This is a genomic window from Negadavirga shengliensis, from assembly GCF_042652345.1.
Taxonomy (GTDB): domain Bacteria; phylum Bacteroidota; class Bacteroidia; order Cytophagales; family Cyclobacteriaceae; genus Negadavirga; species Negadavirga shengliensis.
Genome location: NZ_JBHSJJ010000018.1, coordinates 80115 through 99130 on the forward strand (window position 1 = coordinate 80115; position 19016 = coordinate 99130).

Annotated in this window: 15 protein-coding genes; 9 read left to right on the top strand and 6 right to left on the bottom strand. The window is 43.5% G+C overall.

Annotated elements, in window-relative coordinates; translation table 11 throughout:
• Nucleotides 1-112: 112 nt before the first annotated feature.
• A complete protein-coding gene (locus ACFPFU_RS22475; protein ID WP_377068384.1) occupies nucleotides 113-2644 on the top strand; it encodes an ATP-binding protein in 2532 nt (843 codons plus the stop codon).
• 1 nt (nucleotide 2645) lies between these two features.
• On the opposite strand, the gene ACFPFU_RS22480 is transcribed toward ACFPFU_RS22475, so the two are convergent.
• A complete protein-coding gene (locus ACFPFU_RS22480; RefSeq protein WP_377068386.1) occupies nucleotides 2646-4013 on the bottom strand; it encodes a sigma-54-dependent transcriptional regulator in 1368 nt (455 codons plus the stop codon).
• A 133-nt stretch (nucleotides 4014-4146) separates the two neighbouring features.
• Nucleotides 4147-4512, bottom strand: coding sequence for a hypothetical protein (locus tag ACFPFU_RS22485; RefSeq protein WP_377068388.1), 366 nt, complete (start codon nucleotides 4510-4512; stop codon nucleotides 4147-4149).
• A 288-nt stretch (nucleotides 4513-4800) separates the two neighbouring features.
• Here ACFPFU_RS22485 and murI point away from each other — a divergent pair, with 288 nt between their 5' ends.
• The 3 genes from murI to ACFPFU_RS22500 all read left to right on the top strand — a co-directional run bounded on the left by murI (nucleotide 4801) and on the right by ACFPFU_RS22500 (nucleotide 8878).
• The gene (gene murI / locus ACFPFU_RS22490; protein ID WP_377068390.1) at nucleotides 4801-5616 is read left to right on the top strand and encodes a glutamate racemase; all 816 of its coding nucleotides are present in this window, start codon (nucleotides 4801-4803) and stop codon (nucleotides 5614-5616) included.
• Nucleotides 5617-5756: 140 nt separating this feature from the next.
• A complete protein-coding gene (locus ACFPFU_RS22495; protein WP_377068448.1) occupies nucleotides 5757-7640 on the top strand; it encodes an amidophosphoribosyltransferase in 1884 nt (627 codons plus the stop codon).
• Nucleotides 7641-7819: 179 nt separating this feature from the next.
• On the top strand, nucleotides 7820-8878 hold the full coding sequence (locus ACFPFU_RS22500; RefSeq protein ID WP_377068392.1) for a M42 family metallopeptidase: 1059 nt from the start codon (nucleotides 7820-7822) through the stop codon (nucleotides 8876-8878).
• A gap of 78 nt (nucleotides 8879-8956) precedes the next feature.
• Here ACFPFU_RS22500 and ACFPFU_RS22505 read toward each other — a convergent pair whose 3' ends face one another.
• Both ACFPFU_RS22505 and ACFPFU_RS22510 read right to left on the bottom strand, forming a co-directional pair.
• On the bottom strand, nucleotides 8957-9406 hold the full coding sequence (locus ACFPFU_RS22505) for a hypothetical protein (RefSeq protein WP_377068394.1): 450 nt from the start codon (nucleotides 9404-9406) through the stop codon (nucleotides 8957-8959).
• Nucleotides 9393-9998, bottom strand: coding sequence for an acyl carrier protein phosphodiesterase (locus ACFPFU_RS22510; RefSeq protein WP_377068396.1), 606 nt, complete (start codon nucleotides 9996-9998; stop codon nucleotides 9393-9395). The genes ACFPFU_RS22505 and ACFPFU_RS22510 overlap by 14 nt, the downstream gene beginning before the upstream one ends.
• A gap of 72 nt (nucleotides 9999-10070) precedes the next feature.
• Here ACFPFU_RS22510 and ACFPFU_RS22515 point away from each other — a divergent pair, with 72 nt between their 5' ends.
• Nucleotides 10071-12002, top strand: a complete 1932-nt coding sequence (locus ACFPFU_RS22515) for an AAA domain-containing protein (RefSeq protein ID WP_377068398.1) — start codon at nucleotides 10071-10073, stop codon at nucleotides 12000-12002.
• Here ACFPFU_RS22515 and ACFPFU_RS22520 read toward each other — a convergent pair.
• On the bottom strand, nucleotides 11992-12537 hold the full coding sequence (locus tag ACFPFU_RS22520) for a DUF4924 family protein (protein WP_377068400.1): 546 nt from the start codon (nucleotides 12535-12537) through the stop codon (nucleotides 11992-11994). The two genes, ACFPFU_RS22515 and ACFPFU_RS22520, sit on opposite strands and share 11 nt — an antisense overlap.
• 198 nt (nucleotides 12538-12735) lie before the next feature.
• A complete protein-coding gene (locus ACFPFU_RS22525) occupies nucleotides 12736-13338 on the bottom strand; it encodes a DUF922 domain-containing protein (RefSeq protein ID WP_377068402.1) in 603 nt (200 codons plus the stop codon).
• Between the two features lie 148 nt (nucleotides 13339-13486).
• Here ACFPFU_RS22525 and lepA point away from each other — a divergent pair, with 148 nt between their 5' ends.
• The 4 genes from lepA to ACFPFU_RS22545 all read left to right on the top strand — a co-directional run bounded on the left by lepA (nucleotide 13487) and on the right by ACFPFU_RS22545 (nucleotide 18926).
• Nucleotides 13487-15280, top strand: a complete 1794-nt coding sequence (gene lepA, locus ACFPFU_RS22530; protein ID WP_377068404.1) for a translation elongation factor 4 — start codon at nucleotides 13487-13489, stop codon at nucleotides 15278-15280.
• 136 nt (nucleotides 15281-15416) lie between these two features.
• Nucleotides 15417-16319 (top strand): bifunctional methylenetetrahydrofolate dehydrogenase/methenyltetrahydrofolate cyclohydrolase FolD, encoded by a 903-nt coding sequence (gene folD / locus ACFPFU_RS22535; protein ID WP_377068406.1) that lies wholly within the window; start codon nucleotides 15417-15419, stop codon nucleotides 16317-16319.
• 53 nt (nucleotides 16320-16372) lie between these two features.
• Nucleotides 16373-17002 carry a 7-carboxy-7-deazaguanine synthase QueE gene (locus ACFPFU_RS22540; RefSeq protein WP_377068408.1) on the top strand — a complete coding sequence of 210 codons (630 nt, stop codon included), beginning with the start codon at nucleotides 16373-16375 and terminating at the stop codon, nucleotides 17000-17002.
• A gap of 7 nt (nucleotides 17003-17009) precedes the next feature.
• On the top strand, nucleotides 17010-18926 hold the full coding sequence (locus tag ACFPFU_RS22545; RefSeq protein ID WP_377068410.1) for an OmpA family protein: 1917 nt from the start codon (nucleotides 17010-17012) through the stop codon (nucleotides 18924-18926).
• Nucleotides 18927-19016 lie beyond the last annotated feature (90 nt).

Here is a 19016-nt window from a genome sequence, read left to right on the forward strand (position 1 = left end):
TTCAGCAAGATAAGAATGAAAGAAGTGACTTTATGACTTGAGCGTCCTGCTTTGAAAAAAAAGGAATTGGTATGGAGTTTGCAATACATTGCATTTGATAATTTGACTAAATATGGCTTTCAACGCGAGGGTTAAGGTTATTATTGGGTTTTTTCTGGCCGTTTGTTTAACAGTTGGGGTAAGCGCTGTCACCTATTTCAGTGTCAGAAAGCTTTTGGACTCTGTGGAATCATTGTCCGAACCAAACGAAAAGCTGCGGGAGCTAAACTACCTTCTAGCTGATATCTATCAATTGGACAAGTCCAGGGTTTTGTTTTTAGAAGGGGATACCACAGAGAATGTGGATTATTTTTCACGAATCCAGGAGAGGCTTTCGAAACTTGAGGCGCTTTCGGCGGATACCTCAGAAGTCCAGCAGATAAAAAAAATCGGATACAGTGTCAATGAACTGCTTGTGGTGTACAGAGGCCTTGAAGATGTAAAGAATAATCTTCTCAGCAGGAATTTCACCAGAGAGGCATTAAACAATATAGAAAGGAAAATCAGAAGGAAGGAGGAGTTAAGCCGGCTTCAAAGCCTGGGAAAAATCCGGATCAATCCCGCTTCCACCAACAACAATAACAGAAGTCCTGAGCCTGCAAACAGGGATTCGGTGCCTAACTCAGCGCCTAACACAGAAGCACCCAGAAACCTTTTCTCAGGCGCTGAAAAGGTGGAAATGGAACGCCTCCTGACAAAGCTGAGGTTGAATCTGAACAGGGTAGGGAATGAGACATGCAGTCAGTTTTCTGATTCCGATTCCATCATTTACGCGGTGAGACAAATGGTGCTGGACATCAATTACGAAGAGCGCAGTTTACGATCCAGGTTGGGTGCATTGGAGCAGGAGCTTACCAATAAAAACAAGGAACTGATCATAAGCATACAGGATATCGTGACTTCTTTGCAGAACGAAGCGCTTATGGCATCCAAGTCCGAGAATGAATCTGCTTATGAATTGACTTATAAATTGTCCCTTTTGTTGGGGATGTTGATCATTGTGGGAGTCATCGGCTCTACAGGGTTTATTTTCAGCATCATAAAGGAAATTAAGAAATCCGAAACGTTCCAAAAGCAGCTTACCGAGGCCAAGCAAAGATCCGATAAGTTGGCTAAAGCCAAGCAGGATTTTCTGGCCAGCATGAGCCATGAGATCAGGAATCCTTTGCATGTGATACAGGGATATAATGAGGCTTTGGAAAAAACACCTCTTAACCGTGACCAGGAAGAATACGTAAGGATGGTCAATTTTGCTTCGGATACCCTATTGGGGATAGTCAACGATATCCTTGATTTTTCGAAACTTGAGGCTGGAAAGATTAAAATTGAAAATGCACCATTTAATCCGCTTAGGCTTTTTAAAGACATACAGCAATTCTTTGACCATAAGGCCGCGGAAAAGGGTCTTGTCCTGGAAATGGATATTTCCGTACCGGATCAAAAATGGCTCGTGGGGGATGAACTCAGGATCAATCAGATTTTAAACAACCTTATCTCTAATGCGATTAAGTTTACTGAAAAAGGTAAAGTCAGGGTCTTGGTTAAATATGAAGAGGAGGATAGACTCATTATTGAAGTAGAGGATACGGGGATGGGTATGACAGCTGAGATGCAAAAAACGCTTTTCCGTGAATTCAATCAGGGGGATGGAAGCATTTCGAGAAGATTTGGAGGGACTGGTTTGGGGCTGGCTATCGTCAAAAAGCTCGTAGATTTACAGAGGGGGGAGATTCTGGTAGAAAGTGAATTGGGAGAGGGAACCCAAATGTCTGTAAGCTTACCCACTGAACTGGTGGATGCGGGGGAACTCCAGCCTGAGTTGGACCCTCGGAGGTATACAATGGATGGTCTCAAAGTGTTGTTGGTAGATGATGATCCGGTAGGATTGAAATTCTCTGAACTTTTGATTAAAAACCTTGGTGCCAAGGTGAGTTCATATACAGGTGGGGTGGATTTTCAGGGTAATTTCAGGAAAGAGGCATTTGATTTGGCTTTGATAGATGTTCAGATGCCGGAGGTGGATGGCTATCAGGTGCTGAAACAATTGCGACAGATGGAGCAATATAAGAAGGTGCCCATTTTTGCGATGACGGCCAATGTTTTTGCGAAGGAAAGAGAAAAAATGGAAGAAGAAGGGTTTGATGGTCTGATTTTAAAGCCATTTAAGGAAAAGGAACTGGTGGCCAAGTTGTTACAATACATACCTCTCAATGATACTGGAAATATCGTGATCACCGAGCCGGCTTGTCCCGGGGAAAACCAAAAGTATGACCTTTCCGGGATCAAGAAATTCTGTATGGGAGATGAAACGCTCTTTAAGGAGGTTTTGGAAGATTTTTATACACAGACCGGTTCAGACCTCCTTTCCATGAACAGGGCTTTGGGTATGGAGGACTATCGTCAAATAAGGGAAATTGCCCACCAACTTTCCAGTCGCCTGGGACAATTAAAGATATCTGAAAGCAGACTTGCCAAAGAATTGGAGATAGATTTAAAAAACGGCAGGACAGATGAGATTGAAGAAAAAATATGGATACTTACAGAACAGGTAAATAATCTTTTAGAGGAAATATCCAGGGAGTTGGGCCTTTCGGTAAGTGCCTGATTCAACCCAGCCCATACTTTTCAAGTTTATTATAGAGTGTTTTCCTGTCCATGTTCAGTATTTTTGCGGCTTTGGATTTATTATACCTCACTTCTTCCAGCGTCTTGATGATCAGGGATTTTTCCTGCTCTTCAAATGAGGATTTAAGATCTCTGGCAGAGTTGACCTCTATTGTGGGCCGTTCAGACAGGCTCAGTTCTGAAGGGATCACTTCCGGCTGCACCTCTCCTTCATCTGAAAGCAGGACCGCCCTGCGGATAATGTTTTTCAGTTCCCGGAGGTTGCCTGGCCAATGGTACTCCTGAAAAATTCTGATTACCTCGGGGCTGAAGCCTGGCACGTTTTTATTGAGGCTCTGATTACTTTTTTTCAAAAACAGATTGGCGAAATGGAGCAGATCCTCTTTTCTTTCTCTTAACGGAATGGCTTCGATACTGAATTCATTCAACCGGTGAAAAAGATCTTCCCGAAAATCACCGTTTCTTGCATTTTCGAGCAGATCATCATTGGTTGCCGTGATGATTCTCACGTCTACAGGTATATCTTTATTTCCGCCGATTTTCCGGATTTTTCTTTCCTCTATGGCCCTGAGCAGTTTTACCTGAACTTCATAACTGAGGTTACCGATTTCATCCAAAAAGATGGTGCCCCCATTTGCGCTTTCAAAATGGCCGGTCTTATTGTCTATAGCTCCGGTGAAGGCTCCTTTGACGTGTCCGAAAAGTTCACTGCCTGCCAACTCTTTGGATAAAGCGCCACAGTCCACCGCAATGAAAGGTCCGTCTTTCCTCTTGGATTTAAGGTGGATCCTTTTTGAAATGTATTCTTTGCCGGTACCGCTTTCTCCCAATACAATCACACTCAGATCAGTGGGAGCCACCAAATTAATGTATTTTTCGGTTTTTAATGCCTGGGCACTTTTTCCCACCATGTAATCCTCGTCCCCGACAGCGGGAGTTCCTTTAGGTTCCTGCTTAAAAGATTGTTTCCTTTCCGGAAGGTGTTCCTTTTTCTTTTTAATGGCCTCTTTTACATTTAAAAGAAGCTCATCCGGATTCAATGGCTTTGTGATGTATTCGAAGGCCCCCATCTTCATGGATTTAACAGCAGTTCTTATATCCGAATAATTGGTAATAAGGATTACGGGTACGTTTGACTTGTTTTTGATAATATAATCCAAAACATCCATCCCTGTTCCATCCGGTAACCTGTAGTCGGTTATGACCAAATCGATTTTACTTTTTTCCAATGATGCTAACCCATCATTCACCTTGGTAGAAGTGACCAATTCAAATCCGTTTTTCTCCAGAAAATTTTTGATGATCTTTGAATAGGTCAGATCGTCTTCAATTAAAAGTATATTATTCATGTCCTGTTTGATATTTGATATGTTTTGTGGAGTGTTTATCTAGTTCCTAGTAAAGATAAAATAAAAGCACCGATTTATACAATCAGTGCTCCTTTGAAAAACTGGGTATGGCCTTGGGCCATACTCATAAAAATCAGGGGTCTACAATGGCTCCGTTTTGGTCATAAAGGACCATAATCTGAAAATTGTCCACATCCAGAAAACAAACGTCATAATAGAATGAATTGTTCTTTGATATTTTACTGATTGTGGCTATTTCCAGATCATTGATCAAACTGTCCAATTCAATGACTTTTTGAATTTTCCGGGGGAGATCCTTCTCAGAAATCCTTACCGTATCTTTCATTCCAGTTTTTTCGTAAACTGGCACCGTGACGTCCAAATGCAGTCCGTCACCAACTATATTGTCCCTCAAACTTTGCTGGTATTTAAGTAGCGTAATGAGGGTCAACAATATCATTCCGGCAATCAGTGCTAGTGTCAAAATCAATTGCTTCATGTTGTTAAACTCATATCTATAAAAAAAATTCATTTACCATGCCAAAAAATAAAAGTCCGTTGTTCCTGTTTATCAAGTGATTTTTAAATTTAATCTGGGGAACAGTTACTCAAACTGACGATTTTTTTCCTTGTTTGAGGATTAGGATATATTTCCTAAATTTGTATTTCGATCGTATATCATAACTCTTCGCTTGCATTCCCTCAGATGCCTAAATCTGGGGGATATTTTTTTAGGGTTTTTGTTTAAAATAATCCGGTTATTTTTGTGTCCTTAAAACCTTTGACAATGAAAAACACAGCCCAAGCACCTATCGGTATTTTTGACAGCGGCATCGGTGGCCTCACCGTGGCGAGAGCGGTCAAGTCACTTTTGCCTTTTGAACGGATCATTTATTTTGGAGACACCGCCCACCTTCCTTATGGGGATAAAAGCACAGCGGCGATCCAAGCTTATTCGATTAAAATCGCCGATGTTTTGCTTCAGGCCCGCTGTAAAATGATTTTGATTGCTTGTAACTCGGCTTCCGCCGCTGCTTATGATCTTGTAAAAGCCTATGTGGCTTCCAAAGCACATGTTTTCAATGTGATTGATCCGGTAATCCATTACCTGAGAGAACACCATCCGGGAGAGCGGGTGGGATTGATAGGCACTAAACAAACGGTTAACTCAGGGGTTTATCTTCGAAAGGTCAATGAGTTGGAAGCGGGGATTGAACTTAGATCCCTTGCCACTCCGCTGCTCGCGCCTATGATTGAAGAAGGGTTCCATTTAAAAGAAATAAGTGAGGATATAATAGCCTCCTACTTGGACCAGCCCGAACTTAATGGTACAAAGGCATTGGTGCTGGGATGTACCCATTATCCATTGATCAAAGAGCAAATTAAGGGATTTTACAAGGGAGAGATGGACGTGATAGACAGCTCTGAAACGGTGGCACATGCGGTGAAAGCATTTTTGGAATACCATCAGATGACAGCAAGACAAAAATCAGCGGAAGAAGACAGTTTTTTGGTGTCTGATTATACCCAATCTTTTGAAAATACAACCAAATTATTCTTTGGCAAACAGGTTCACCTTCAAAAATATCCACTATGGGAATGATCTTTTTTGCTTTTTTTACAAATAAAATTTCCGCAAAGTCTCCGCTGTCATCAGGGAGAGGCGCATAAAGATGGGAGAACGAGTACTTTTCCTAATAAAAAAGGCTTAACTTTGTGGTGAAATTATTCCTCGCCAATTCTATGAGTGATCAGATCAAACATGAATGTGGGATAGCCTTGATCCGGCTAAGGAAACCATTGCAATATTACATTGACAAATATGGTACCCCATTCTATGCGACCAATAGGCTCTATGTTTTGATGCAAAAGCAAATCAATAGGGGTCAGGACGGTGCAGGTGTCGCCAATATCAAGATCAACACTTCACCAGGTACACGCTATATCAGCAGGTATCGGTCTGTGGAATCAGAAGCCGTGACTAAAATTTTTCAGAAAATTACCAAAAAATATAAAAAAGCCAAAAAGACCGGCACGGAAAGGGATATGGTAAACGCCACCTGGATAAAGGAAAATATGGCTTTTTCCGGGGAGGTATGGCTGGGCCATCTGCGGTACGGTACCCACGGCGAAAATTCTATTGAAACCTGTCATCCTTTTTTAAAACAGAACAATTGGAGAAGCCGGAACCTGGCTATGGCGGGGAATTTCAATATGACCAATGTGGAGGAGTTGTTTCACATACTGGTTCAGTTAGGGCAGCACCCCAAAGAGAAAACCGACACGGTCACGGTCATGGAGAAAATAGGCCATTTTTTGGACGAAGAAAACCAACGGATATTTGATAAGTACAAAGGCAAGTTTACCAATAAGGAGATCACGGAAGTCATCGAACAGGAACTGGATGTAGCCAGGATCCTGCGGAGAAGCTGCCGGGATTTTGATGGAGGCTATGCCATGGCTGGGCTGATAGGTAATGGGTCCAGCTTTGTGGTGAGGGATCCTTCAGGGATCAGACCTGCTTACTATTATGCTGATGACGAAATAGTGGTAGTCGCCTCCGAGAAACCTCCTATTAAAACCGCTTTTAATATTGACTATAAGGAGATAAAAGAGATCAAACCTGGAAATGCCCTGATTGTCAACAAGGACGGTTCCTATGGGGAATTTGAAATCATCCCTCCCAGGGAAAAGAAATCGTGCAGTTTCGAAAGAATCTATTTTTCTAGGGGTACAGATCCGGATATTTATCGGGAAAGAAAAAATCTGGGACGGGCACTGGTCCCACAAATATTGAAAGCCATAGATTTTGATCTGAAAAACACGGTCTTTTCGTATATCCCGAATACGGCCGAAACGGCTTTTTATGGGATGATAGAAGGATTGGAGGATTATCTGAGCGCAAAAAGGAGAGAAGTGCTGATAGAGGGCAAACCCCATTTGGGAGATGTGGAGGAGCTTTTGAACTTCAGACCGAGGGTAGAAAAGCTGGTGAGCAAGGATGTGAAACTCCGGACCTTCATCACAAATGATTCTGACAGGGATGTGATGGTTTCAAACGTCTACGATACGACTTATGAAGTGATCAGACCGGGAGTGGATACCATTGTGGTCATTGATGACAGTATTGTAAGGGGAACTACCTTAGAAAAGAGCATTTTGACTACCTTGGATAAGCTCAAACCCAAGAGGATTATCATTGTTTCCTCAGCACCGCAGATAAGGTTTCCGGACTGTTATGGTATTGATATGTCCAGGATGAAAGACTTCATCGCCTTCAGAGCAGCAGTGGAACTTTTAAGAGAACAGGGAAGGGGATATGTTCTGGACCAGGTTTATGAAAAATGTCTCCAGAATCCCAATGCAGAAGAAAACTTTGTGAAAGAAATATATTCCTCTTTCAGCGACCAGGAGATTTCGGATAAAATTGCGGAGATCATTACTTCTGACCATATACGGGCCAGCGTTCACGTAATTTACCAAACGGTGGCCAATTTGCATATGGCTTGCCCGGCTCACAGTGGGGATTGGTATTTTACAGGAGATTTTCCCACTCAGGGGGGCATGCGGGTAGTGAACAGATCTTTTGTGAATTATATGGAGGGCAAGGTCGTGAGGGCGTATTGACCTTCATGCTGTTTTGTTTGCTTCGTATCCCGCCTGCCTAGTGATCCAAGCCATAGGATCATATCGGTTTATTTGTTCTAACCCTTGGATGCAATCGTGAGACTGCGGGCAACTGAATCGCAACGAACGGGTTGGCCTCCACCGTATTTCTTCTAATAAAATTATTAAACCGGATTCTTATGAATAAGCAAATTGACATAACCCTGCTAAAGAACATCTGTGAAGTTCCCGGAGCACCGGGATTTGAAAAAAAAATCCGGGACTTTGTCCTCGGGGAAGTGGAGCCTTTGGTCGATGAAGTGAAGGTCGACAACTTGGGTAACGTGGTAGCCGTGAAATATGGAAATAAAAATCCCGATAACAAGAGGGTGATGGTGGCGGCGCATATGGATGAAATAGGGTTTATCGTGACCCATATTGATGAGGATGGTTTTTTAAGGTTTCACCCCCTTGGAGGTTTTGATCCGAAAACCCTGACTTCCCAGCGGGTCATCGTCCATGGCAAAAAAGACCTGATAGGGGTGATGGGGAGTAAGCCTATCCATGTAATGACCGCAGATGAGAAAAACAAACTGCCCCAGCTTACGGATTATTTCATCGATCTGGGGATGGATAAAAAGGACGTAGAGAAATTTGTCAAAGTGGGCGACCCCATAACCCGGGAAAGAGCGCTGATAGAAATGGGGGATTGTGTCAATTGCAAATCCTTGGACAACAGGGTCGCGGTATTCATTTTGTTGGAGTCCTTGCGTGGCCTGAAAAATCCTGCATATGATGTTTATGCCACTTTTACAGTGCAAGAGGAAGTGGGTTTGAGAGGAGCCAGCGTGTCCGCCCATCACATCAATCCTGATTTCGGCATTGCGCTGGATACCACCATAGCCTATGACGTGCCCGGCGCATCGGCGCATGAAAAAATCACCTCACTGGGGAAGGGCACCGCGATAAAGGTGATGGACGCATCCACCATATGCGATTACCGGATGGTGGAATTCATGAAGCAGACAGCGGACAAAGCCAAAATCAAGTGGCAGCCGGAAATCCTGACAGCCGGAGGGACGGATACCGCTGGCGTACAGCGGATGGGGAAGCAAGGGGCCATCGCAGGGGCCATTTCCATTCCCACCAGGCATCTGCACCAGGTAATAGAAATGGCACACAAGGAGGACATTGCGGCAAGTATCCAATTGCTCACGGCTTGTCTCGAATCGTTGGATACCTTTGACTGGAGCCATTGATACAATGGATCAATCACAGAAAAGCGATCATGCCTTCAGCTTGGTCGCTTTCTATAGTGGTCTGCTTGAACAATCTGATTAATTTTTCACCTTCTTTTTGGGTATTTTCTTCATAAAATACCTTCTCAATTCTTCATAGCCCAGGTGTTCATGGTTGCTGACCGAAAAAGAAGCCTTATCCGTGAATACCATGACAAGTTGCCTAAAAGTTTTTTTATTGGCAATGACCTCTTCTTCCTGCCAAGCGAGAACATCTTTTACCGGATAGGTTTTTCGATAGCCCTTAAAGGGAAGCCATATCTCGATTTTATCTTTACCTGCGGCAATGAATTTGTAACCAGCCATCATTTTGACCAATATCATCAAAAGTACCACGGTGATGAGGGTGCAGCCGATCATATAAAACAGGAAGTGAAAAGTGCTGTTGTGGTAAAAGTCATATAGAAGATAGCTCAGCCCCGCCATGAGGATGATGATGACCAGGGCTAAAGTTATATAAGTACTTTTTTTGGGTTTACAGGTAACCATTCTTGTTCAATAACTCGTCAAGTTTGTTTCTTGAGAAAGAAACCAATTCCGGAAAGAACTGCTTGAAATAATTCTCAAATGTTTCATGGTATTTTTTTAGATAAACCGGGGCTTTTTCCAATTTGGAATCAAAAGTGGTCCTGTAGGAAATACCCGTAAAGGCCCGTTGTATACCTTCCATGGTGCCATATGACACCAGCCAGTTTTCTTTTTTCATGAATTTGTACGGGTGCAGAAATTTATGGGGCAATATGGCTTTGTGTGTATCAATAATATCATATACTTGTGCCGTGAAATCTTCGATAGATCTATGATCGTAATCTTCCCAGTTTTTGGAAAGGAAATAATCAAAAAACATATCTGTAATCACAGCGGAATACTTATAAAAAATGGGACGCAATATGCCCTGTGCTTCTTTTACGAGCGGATGTCTATCTGTAAAACGGTCTATTTCCCGATGTAATAGGATACCTATGATGATTTGTTTATCAAACTGTTCTTCCAAGTTACCTCTGACAAAATCACCGATAAAATTACCTAACAGTACTTTGGGCTTGTCAAACGACAAATATGCATGTGCAAGAAAATTCACTAAGGCTTAAGCTGATTGGTTAAAACAATAACAGTTTTTATCGATCTTATGGTTTATTTTAAAACGCCACAAATGACAAATATAAGAGAAGAATTATTATATACTATAAAACTTTTGAAGTCTGAATGGAAAGAGGATTTAGAACAATTCAAAAAAATAAGTCAAAGTAAACCTTTAAAAGAGAGAAAAGCATCGGGAATATGCTGGTATCCAGTGAGGTTAGTTAAAATAAAATGGATATTTTCCGATAAAATGGTTCTCGAACTAGAGAATCAGGAAAAATTGGAATCCCATGCTTTTAATTCAGGAAAGACCGTTTCCCTTTTTTCAAATGCAGCCGGGGATGATATCCAAAAAAGCAGGACGAGTGGGGTGGTCAATATGGTCACAGATAAAAAAATGGTGATTACATTATACACAGGAAAGATTCCCCGATGGATTAATGAAGGGAGGTTAGGGATAGATTTGATGTTTGATGAGACCAGCTACACGATTATGGAAAAAACCATGCTTAAAGTACTGGAAGCGGATAAAGACCGGCTGGCCACATTAAGAGACCGTTTGCTGGGAGCCGGGAGGCCTGTTTTCAATCGGTCGGTTGATATTGATGTTCCGGTCCTGAATCGGGGGCAAAACCAAGCGTTTAACCTCATTGATTCCGCCGTGGACGTAGCAATAGTACATGGCCCTCCCGGAACCGGCAAGACCACCACGCTGATTCAATCCATCCTATTTTCGCTGAATACCTCACCTCAGGTATTGGTATGTGCCCCTAGCAATGCGGCTGTGGATTTGTTGGTAGAAAAGCTCTTTGAAGCCGGGGTAAACGTCCTCCGGATCGGCCATCCGGCCAGGGTTGAGGAGGAGATGCTCAACCAGACGCTGGATGCAAAAATTGTAAACCATCCGAGTTATAAGGATTACAAAAAACTCAGGAAATCGGCTGAGGAGTGCCGGAGGAACGCCGGGAAATACAAAAGAAGTTTTGGGCACCATGAAAAAATGCAGCGGAGAGCACTTCGGGATGAAGCGTCAAGGTTACTTGAAGACGCGGATCAACTATATGAATACATGACCCACACGGTGTTGGAAAGTGCTCAGGTGATTGCCTGTACAATGGTAGGATCGGCATCACCATTTTTAAAGGGGAGGCGCTTTTCCACGGTATTTATTGACGAGGCGGCGCAGGGACTTGAACCTGCCACGTGGATCCCCGTTCTGAATGCCGAAAAAGTGGTCATGGCCGGTGATCATTGTCAATTGCCGCCGACCATTAAATCCCTGAGGGCCGCCAAGGACGGGCTGCAACAGACGCTGTTTGAAAAAATAGTTAAAAGAAACCCTGAAGCCATTAGCATGCTGGACCTGCAATACCGGATGCCGGATTTGATCATGGGTTTTCCCAATGCCAGTTTTTATCAAAATAAACTGAAGGCCGCTCCAGGCACAAGTTTACACTTTTTACGTGAAGATGAGAGCGTATTGGAATTTATAGATACTGCAGGCAGCGGATTTACGGAATACCTGGACAAAAAAAGTTTAAGTGTTTTTAATAAGGAAGAGGCGAAGGCAAGCCTTGAGATTCTGACAAATCTGTTGAAAAGAGTAGGTGTTAAAGATAAAGAGGGAAGGTTATGGAGCATAGGATTGGTGTCTCCTTACAGTGCCCAAGTCCGGTATCTTAAAGACCTGGTGGCTGAAGACGCCGGCTGCGTACTGCTGCGGTCATTGGATAAAAACCTGACGGTCAATACCATTGATGGATTTCAGGGGCAGGAGAGGGATATCATGGTGATCAGTGTGGTCAGGTCTAACCCGCAGGGCGAAATAGGTTTTCTGGCCGATACCAGACGAATGAACGTAGCACTTACAAGAGCGAAGAGAAAGCTTTTGGTCATTGGAGACAGCGCTACCTTGGCAAATCATCCTTTTTACCAGCTGTTTCTGGATTACGTGCAGGACAGGAATTGCTACAAAAGTATTTATGAATACCTTAGCTTTTAAATTTCCTTTCCATTTGCCTGCTCATATAAACCAGATTGACATAGCCCAGGGCCTCTCCGAATACCTCTGCCGCTTTGGACATCTCCGGGGGGACCTGTTTTCCGTTGAGCCGGCTTAGGAGCAGGCCATACAGGCCGTTTACAAATACCTGTACTTCATGTCCCGGATTTTTATTTCCAGCAGCCATAATAAAATCCATTACAACAGGTTTGGCTTTCTGATAAATATGGAAATAGTGCCGGTCTGATTTGACCAGTTCCCAATGGATTTTGGCAAGTGAATCCACATATCTTTGTGTTCTTGGAAGATGACCCTCTTTTTTTACCCCATGTTTTTCCATTTCCATGGCCATATTTTCCAGCCATTGATAAGAAGCGGTTTTTTCCTCTTTTGATATTTTTGCATGCGCGAGGAAATATTGATCGATGTCATCCATGCTGAACCGGTAGGCCCTGAGGAGATCTTCCATCCGGTACATGTAAAGAATATATTCAACTATGTTTTCCTTTTTCTTTTTTTCTGCCAGTGATTTCATATGTTTATGATTGTCTTTTAGCGGTCACATGCTTGCGTGCCGTAATGCACTTCAGCATGCAGGCATGGAATCTCGCATGTTTTCCCCCCCGAGCTATCGGGGCGATCGGGCACCCCTCTGTGTGTCGCTTGCGTCATGCTCGATTTCATATGATTATAATCACACTTTTGTCATGCTCGATTTCATAAAATCAAGGGCTCATTTTGTTTCATTTCTTAGGGTTTCCAGTTCTTCCTGGAAAAACCTGTCCCATTTTCGCTGCTTCTCCGCGTCACGGGGCTTGGTGGTTTCCGCATCATATAAAGCATCCATCATTCTCCATTCCCGGAAATTTTCCCTTATGATGTCATTGAGCTGGTGTTTGTAGTCTTTCGGGTGAAACTGATATCCCTGTACGTCCCTTACTATCCGGTGACCGATGATCTGTGCTATGATAAAGTGCCCGTTTTCATGATGGAGCACCGCTTTTTTAGTTGACTCATCAGCCCTGGACAGAAAGTCCGATGAAACTTCGGAAAGCTCCTTCTGGTGCTTAATATTCGCTATGATATCCAGTTTTACATGGGTCTCAAATCGTTTTATGCTTTTGATTTTTACATCGCAGGAACTTAAGCAAATCGCATTGATACTGCTTTTTCCCTTGACCTTGGGTACCTGCTTGAAGTCTTCCCATTGGAGCGCCCTTTTAGGAAAAACCAGGACCTTTTCACTGGGATCGTTGTCCAAGGGAGTGTGGGCCCTAATAAGTAACAACAACACGCCTATCAAAAGAAGAAGATTTATATGTTTATGGGAAGCCATTTATATCGGATATTATTGACCTTCAGGTATTCACTTACTACTCCGAAGAGCTCCGGGATTTCCAACAACCGGGACAACATTGTAAACAGACAATTAAAATTAGCAAATAATATTAAAACCCTAACTATTTACTATTTTTGCACTCAGTATGAACATGCAAAAAATAAGAAATTTCTGTATCATTGCCCATATTGATCACGGCAAAAGTACACTTGCTGACCGGCTTCTGCAATTTACCAATACGGTAACAGAAAGGGAAATGCAGGACCAGTTGCTGGACAGTATGGATCTGGAGCGGGAGAGGGGGATCACGATCAAATCCCATGCGATCCAGATGAAATACAATTATCAAGGAGAAGAGTACGTCCTTAACTTAATAGATACCCCAGGTCATGTGGATTTTTCTTATGAAGTATCCCGTTCCATTGCGGCCTGTGAAGGCGCTTTATTGGTAGTGGATGCTTCCCAGGGAATAGAGGCACAGACCATTTCCAACCTTTATCTGGCCATAGGCCATGATTTGGAGATTATCCCGGTACTCAATAAAATCGACCTTCCCGGAGCCCAGCCTGAAGTGGTCGCTGACGAGGTGATAGAAATGATCGGATGTGACAGGGAAGATATTATCCTTGCCTCGGGTAAGGAAGGTTTGGGAATCGAAGACATTCTTAATGCGGTGGTGGAAAAAATTCCAGCGCCTAAGGGAGATGTGGATGCGCCCCTCCAGGCCATGATTTTTGACTCGGTATACAACCCCTTCAGGGGAGTGGAGGTTTTATTTAGAATATTTAACGGTACCATCAATAAGGGAGACCGGATCAAGTTTGTCAATACGGGAAGGGAATATGAAGCCGATGAAATAGGCATACTTGGCATCCAACAGAAGCCGCAGCCCTCACTCAGTGCGGGTAATGTGGGATATCTGGTATCAGGAATAAAAGTTGCGAAGGAAGTAAAGGTAGGGGACACCATTACCCATGTAAAAAGGCCGTGCAGCAGTGCGGTGAAAGGGTTTGAAAATGTAAAACCGATGGTATTTGCCGGGATTTATCCGGTTGATACATCGGATTTTGAAGAGCTTAGGTCATCCATGGAAAAACTTCAGCTCAATGATGCCTCGTTGGTGTGGGAACCGGAAACCTCTGCGGCTTTAGGGTTTGGATTCAGATGTGGCTTCCTGGGTATGCTTCATATGGAGATCATCCAGGAAAGACTTGAGCGGGAATTCGACATGACGGTGATCACCACGGTGCCATCTGTACAGTTCAGGGCGCTTATGAACAACAACGAATACAAGTTGATCAATGCGCCCTCAGACATGCCGGGAGCCAATTTGTTCAAACACATCGAGGAGCCTTATGTAAAGGCCTCCATCATCACCGCGGCAGATTATGTGGGGCCGGTGATCCAGCTATGTATGGAAAAACGTGGCCAAATCAAAAACCAGGTATACCTCACCTCAGATCGTGTGGAGCTGACTTTTGATATGCCTTTGGCAGAAATTGTATTCGATTTTTTTGATAAACTGAAAACCATTTCCAGAGGATATGCTTCATTGGATTATGAGTTAATAGGCTTTCGTCAGTCCCACATGGTCAGACTGGACGTCATGCTCAATGGAGAACCGGTAGATGCCCTTTCTGCGATCGTGCACAGGGATAAGGCTTATGAATGGGGAAAGCGCCTTTGCGAAAAACTGAAGGAACTGGTACCCAGGCAGATGTTTGAAATAGCCATACAGGCGGCCATTGGGACCAAGATAATCGCCAGGGAAACGGTAAAAGCCCTGAGAAAAAATGTCTTGGCCAAGTGTTACGGAGGGGATATCTCGCGAAAGCGAAAATTACTTGAGAAGCAAAAGAAGGGTAAGAAAAGAATGAGGCAGGTCGGCAACGTGGAGGTACCCCAGGAAGCATTTATGGCGGTGTTAAAACTGGATTGACGGACTAGAATACCCTATGTATTTCAAACAAAGGATGGAACATGGCCCATCCTTTTGGTATTTTATATTAAAAAGGCGATTTTGTGGTGCCGGGTAATTCCGGCCAAACTCAGTCCCTCCGTACAAAATAATGAAAATGGAACAACAAAAAGGACCAATCACCATTGACGGCAAAAAGATATCTGCGGAGATAAAAGAAGAGATCGCGCAGGAAGTAATCAAAATCAAAGCGACTGGAGGTAAAACCCCGCATCTTGCCGCCATCCTTGTGGGCAATGATGGGGCCAGTCAGACTTATGTAGGGGCAAAGGTGAAAGCATGCGAGCAAGTCGGCTTTGCTTCCACACTGGTGAGGTTAGAGGAAAACATAAGTGAAGCTGACCTGTTGCAGGAAGTGCAAAAAATCAATGAAGACCCCGAAATTGATGGCCTTATCGTCCAATTGCCATTGCCTTCGCATATTTCGGTGCAAAAAGTGACGGCCAGGATACGTCCGGAGAAAGACGTGGACGGTTTCACACCGGCTAATGTGGGAAGAATGGCCTTAAACTGGCCAGCTTATATATCGGCCACTCCTTATGGGATTTTGGAACTGTTTAAGAGGTATGAAATCGAAACATCGGGTAAGCATTGTGTGGTAATAGGAAGAAGCCATATCGTGGGTTCACCGATGAGCATATTGATGGCCAGAAATGATTACCCCGGAAACTGTACGGTTACGGTTACCCACAGCCGGACCCAAAACCTGAAGGAAATCGCCCGTTCGGCGGATATATTGATCGTAGCGATCGGGAAACAGGGGTTTGTAACCGAAGATATGGTGAAGCCTGGAGCAGTGGTCATCGATGTGGGAATTCACCGTATCGAAGATGCAACGAAGAAAAGCGGATTCAGACTGGTGGGGGATGTGAAATACGAGGAAGTATCCAAAAAGGCCAGCGCCATTACCCCGGTGCCAGGAGGCGTGGGCCCTATGACCATTGCTGCGCTTTTGTATAATACGCTGCAATCTGCTCAGGGCAAAATTTATGGTGGATAATTTCGTTATTTAAAATATAAAAAGCGGTTCAATCACCCGCTCAAACAAAAATTATGGAAGATAACAAAACGTTAGTTAGGAAGGGGTTGTCGTTGCCTTTGATGGAGGCCTTTTATACCATACAGGGTGAGGGGGTTTTTTCCGGACGCCCTGCCTATTTCATACGGCTTGGAGGATGTGACGTAGGTTGTGTTTGGTGTGATGTAAAAGCGTCTTGGGAAGCCGAAAAGTGGCCTCTCAAAACCGTTGAGGAAATCGTTGAAGAGGCCGCCGGATTCCCGGCCCGCTTGGCGGTGATTACGGGAGGGGAGCCTTTGATGTATGATTTGGGCCCTTTGACTTCATTACTGAAGGAGAAGGGATTTACGGTTAACCTAGAAACATCCGGAACACACCCCTTTTCGGGAGCATTGGATTGGGTGTGTTTCTCGCCAAAAAAATTCAAACAGCCTGATCCCGGCATTTATGCACGGGCGGATGAATTGAAAGTAATAGTTTATCATAGGAGTGATTTTGATTTTGCATTGAAACATGCAGCTTTGGTTGGCCGGGGCTGCCATAAACTCTTGCAGCCCGAATGGTCAAAGGCGGCGGAGGTGACCGATATGATCATTAAATTTGTAAAAAAACATCCTGAATGGAGGATTTCCCTTCAAACCCACAAGTATATGGAGATACCTTAACTGTGTCATGTACAAGTTTACTTTCATATTCTCAGTTGTTTTAATGGTTACATCCTGTACTCAACTGCTGGCTCAGGACTATTCTGTGGTCGACAGAAGGGCAATAAAGCATTTTGAGGAAGGGGAAAATTATTTATCCAGGAGGCAATTTGAAGAAGCAGCCGAGAAATTTCAGGCAGCTTATGAAAGAAGCAATGATTTTTATGAAGCATACGTCAAGCACTCCCAGATTTTGTTGAGCAGGGGAAGGGCCGAAGACGCGCTGGAAATAGCCCGAAAGGGGGAAATAAGGGTGAAAAACAATGATACTTTTAAAGGACAGTTTGCTTGGCTTATCTCACAGATCCTCCTGAACAAGGGGGCCTTTCCGGAAGCAGTCAGGAAGTTTGAGGAAGCAGTGCCGTATATGGGAGAATTTACTCAGTCCGGTTTTTTTAAAGAGAAAAAAAAGCAGATGGACTTCATTGCTGCTGAAATCCGGCAACCAAAGTCTTTAACAAAGGAACGGTTACCTGATCCTATCAATGGTTTTCGCTTGCAATATTTCCCTGTACTGACGGCGGACAGTCAAAAAATACTGTTTACCAAAAGAGATGGCCTCAACAACCACGAACATGAAGATATTTATGTCGCCTACCAGGACAACGGGAACTGGACAAAACCCATTTCGATTTCAAGTGCTATCAATACCCGTTATAACGAAGGTACCTGTACCATTTCAGCAGATGGAAACATCCTGATATTTACTTCGTGTGACACCCCTGATTCATTTGGAAGCTGTGACCTGTATATTGCAGAAAAAGTCAGCGGTGATTGGCAGAAACCTGTGAACATGGGCAAAAATGTCAATACCAGGTATTGGGATTCCCAACCTTCTCTATCGGCAGATGGAAGCGTACTCTTTTTTTCTTCCAATAGAAAAGACGGACACGGGGGGAATGACATCTGGTATACCGAGCGGAATGAAAACGGCACCTGGTCAGAAGCAAAAAATGTAGGGCCTTATGTAAATACCTCTAAAGATGAGGTGTCACCTTTTATATTTTTCAACAATGAGGTGTTGTTCTTCGCCTCAGATGGACATGTAGGCTTTGGTGGTAAAGACCTTTATATGTCGCGGTTTGAGCAGGGACAATTTGGTGATCCTGTAAACCTGGGATATCCGATAAACGATCAAAACGATCAGCTTGCCCTATTCATTACCGCTCAGAAAGATTATGCGTACTACACGGAAAACTCCTATAGGGGAGGAAACGTGGACAGTTCGTTTATTTATCGGTTTAATTTTCCCAAAGAAATTGATCTGGGAGAGAAAATCATTGTTTCGGAAGGAAGGGTATATAGCCAAAGCACAGGCGAGCCGGTGGAAGCAAAATTGTCTCTTGTTGATTTGAACAATGACAGTACCCTTTACAGATTCCAATCTGACGGCAAGGAAGGGCAGTTCACCATGCTTTACCCCGACAAAGCTTTCACCGGCTTGTATGTTGAAAAAAAAGGCTATATACCCAAAATTTATAATGTGGAAAAAGACAGTCTGAAGGACCGTAGGAATATCGAAATAGAACTGGTGCCTGTTGAGACGGGGAAGAACTTTGTCTTTGAAAATATATTCTTTGATTTTGATAAAGCGGACCTCAAAGATGAGTCTGTGTCCTCTTTGCGGAGATTAAAACATTTTCTGGATGAGCATCCCGACGTTTCCATTCTCATAGAGGGGCACACGGATAATATAGGCAATCCAGCCTATAACGAGAACTTGAGTAAGCGAAGAGCAGACAGTGTAAAGGATTATCTTGCGTCTTTGGGTGTGGCGCCGTCCCGGCTAAAAACAGAAGGTAAAGGAGATAGCGAGCCGATTAAACCCAACAATACAGAGGAGAACCGGTCGTTGAATAGAAGGATAGAAATTATCATATTGTAAAGTTTTTTCGATAAAGAAATAAACCGAATTCACGCTACAGCGTTAATTGTTTAGATTGGGGATAGAGAGGCAGAATAATGTATATGTTGT

Bases quoted from the DNA above. Each gene is read 5' to 3' on its own strand.
- ACFPFU_RS22480 (WP_377068386.1), bottom strand. From the start codon at position 4,013: ATGAATAATATACTTTTAATTGAAGACGATCTGACCTATTCAAAGATC.
- folD (WP_377068406.1), top strand. From the start codon at position 15,417: ATGGAACAACAAAAAGGACCAATCACCATTGACGGCAAAAAGATATCT.
- ACFPFU_RS22495 (WP_377068448.1), top strand. From the start codon at position 5,757: ATGAGTGATCAGATCAAACATGAATGTGGGATAGCCTTGATCCGGCTA.
- lepA (WP_377068404.1), top strand. From the start codon at position 13,487: ATGAACATGCAAAAAATAAGAAATTTCTGTATCATTGCCCATATTGAT.
- ACFPFU_RS22525 (WP_377068402.1), bottom strand. From the start codon at position 13,338: ATGGCTTCCCATAAACATATAAATCTTCTTCTTTTGATAGGCGTGTTG.
- ACFPFU_RS22520 (WP_377068400.1), bottom strand. From the start codon at position 12,537: ATGAAATCACTGGCAGAAAAAAAGAAAAAGGAAAACATAGTTGAATAT.
- ACFPFU_RS22540 (WP_377068408.1), top strand. From the start codon at position 16,373: ATGGAAGATAACAAAACGTTAGTTAGGAAGGGGTTGTCGTTGCCTTTG.
- ACFPFU_RS22515 (WP_377068398.1), top strand. From the start codon at position 10,071: ATGACAAATATAAGAGAAGAATTATTATATACTATAAAACTTTTGAAG.
- ACFPFU_RS22505 (WP_377068394.1), bottom strand. From the start codon at position 9,406: ATGGTTACCTGTAAACCCAAAAAAAGTACTTATATAACTTTAGCCCTG.
- ACFPFU_RS22545 (WP_377068410.1), top strand. From the start codon at position 17,010: ATGTACAAGTTTACTTTCATATTCTCAGTTGTTTTAATGGTTACATCC.
- ACFPFU_RS22475 (WP_377068384.1), top strand. From the start codon at position 113: ATGGCTTTCAACGCGAGGGTTAAGGTTATTATTGGGTTTTTTCTGGCC.
- ACFPFU_RS22485 (WP_377068388.1), bottom strand. From the start codon at position 4,512: ATGAAGCAATTGATTTTGACACTAGCACTGATTGCCGGAATGATATTG.
- murI (WP_377068390.1), top strand. From the start codon at position 4,801: ATGAAAAACACAGCCCAAGCACCTATCGGTATTTTTGACAGCGGCATC.
- ACFPFU_RS22500 (WP_377068392.1), top strand. From the start codon at position 7,820: ATGAATAAGCAAATTGACATAACCCTGCTAAAGAACATCTGTGAAGTT.